We start from the raw sequence: 1,699 nt of genomic DNA, 5'->3' as shown, positions 1-1,699 counted from the left end.
GCAAACACGGGGCGATTCAAGTCATCTTCGATTCAAGTACAAGAGCAACATGATCAAGTTGCATCATTGAATTCTATTCTTGATTTTGAAGAAGCAGCTAAAAATGAGCAAACAACCAGTGAATATGAACGTTGTAGCCCTACAATTTACACTAGATACACTAGTCTTAAATTGGAGCAGACTCGAACTATTGCAAGCTTTACTTATGATGGTGGTAATTGCCGTAGATACGGTTTTGCAATTTTAAGAAACTATGACGGACATGATTTCAAAGTGACTTTGGTTGATAGCAATGGAGATAGAGTTGCTGGCGGATATAGCGTAGCAGTTTCCACTTCTATCTTTAATGCAGGCACTTATTATTGGGAAGTTGAAAATAAAACAACAACTGGATCTACTTATGGTGGAATTACTTATGAAGTAAGATCTGGTGGCTAGTTAAACTTTCTATTAACGACTCAGCCCTATGAGTCGTTAATAGAAAACAATCTAAAATAAAAGCTTAAGTTTTATAAAATTATGTCGATAAAAGAAAACGACATATGAAAAAGGATTTTTATGAAAATCAGCACCAATCTACTACCTACTCTATTTGAAAGTAAAATATCTATTTTTACAAACAGTGATGATGAAAAAATAAAAAGCTTTTCTACTAAAACAAGCGAAAGTGGCTTAAAAATTAATATAAACACAACTCACCTTGATCCTAAAGTTAAAGAAAAAAAAGACAATAATGCTTTTGATTCATCATTAATTGAGGGAAGTGCATATGAAAAAGTATTTAAAAAAGAAGAGCTCAACTTTTCTAATATGAGTATAAAAGAACTTCATAGTATTGTTAAAAATGTGAATGAAATGGAACGAGAATACACACAAAAATACGATAGTGATGAACCAGTTAGATTAGGTAAGTCAGGAAACCCCATAATATCCAAAAAAAGAGAAGATATGAATAGTTTAGAGTCTAAACTTAGGATCCTTTCTTATGGTGGAGGGGATGTAGATCCTGATAAAAAAATTAATGTTATGGAGTATTTTTCTAATAGTTCAGAGAAATTAGATGGACTTGCTAAAGAATATCCTGAACGTCAGACTTATCAAGTAAGAGCCTCTTACATGAAAGAAATAATTAATACGTTTGATAAATTTATATCAGACGATACTTTTGATTTATATCAAGAAAAGGCTGCTTTATTGTTAACCGACAAAAAGAAAGTCGATGTTTTTATTTGAAAAAAGCCTAGAACATAGCAAAACAGCTAACAGCTAACAGCTAACAGCTTATTGAACACCATTTTGGTGGTTTATAACACACCGAAACGGCGTATATTACATACCCTGATAATTTCACCAATAATTACCTTTGTAAACAAGTAATTAAAACAGCTAGGAATTAAGCATGTTATTTTGCCCCAAAACGGCGTTTAATAATGTTATTGGACAAAATTAGATTTCTACTTAAAACACAGGAATAAATTTAACTTTTTCAGTGTCCGGTTATCGCTCAAAGCCGACCTATAGAATAATTGCTTTAACACGTTTTGGGGCAGAAACGAGTTACGGCTGATAGTCGGCTTATGGCACAGACTGTGTGAAAACTCTGATCACCTTTTGGTCTAAGTATGTTCTGCTTATGATCTATTAATCTATACATTTAGTTCACTTAATATACTGATATTTATATAATTAGACTATTGAT

Annotated in this window: 2 protein-coding genes; both read left to right on the top strand. The window is 32.1% G+C overall.

Features of this window, described 5'->3' with window-relative positions; genetic code table 11:
* Positions 1 to 438: hypothetical protein (locus CWC30_RS17800; RefSeq protein WP_212746090.1), on the top strand; the 438-nt coding region annotated here is incomplete at its 5' end.
* Between the two features lie 120 nt (positions 439 to 558).
* Positions 559 to 1,233, top strand: a complete 675-nt coding sequence (locus tag CWC30_RS17795; RefSeq protein WP_013463096.1) for a hypothetical protein — start codon at positions 559 to 561, stop codon at positions 1,231 to 1,233.
* The last annotated feature ends 466 nt before the right edge of the window (positions 1,234 to 1,699 follow it).

Source organism: Pseudoalteromonas sp. S4741 (genome assembly GCF_005886135.1).
Lineage (GTDB): Bacteria > Pseudomonadota > Gammaproteobacteria > Enterobacterales > Alteromonadaceae > Pseudoalteromonas > Pseudoalteromonas tetraodonis.
This window is presented reverse-complemented; position numbering and strand designations above follow the sequence as displayed.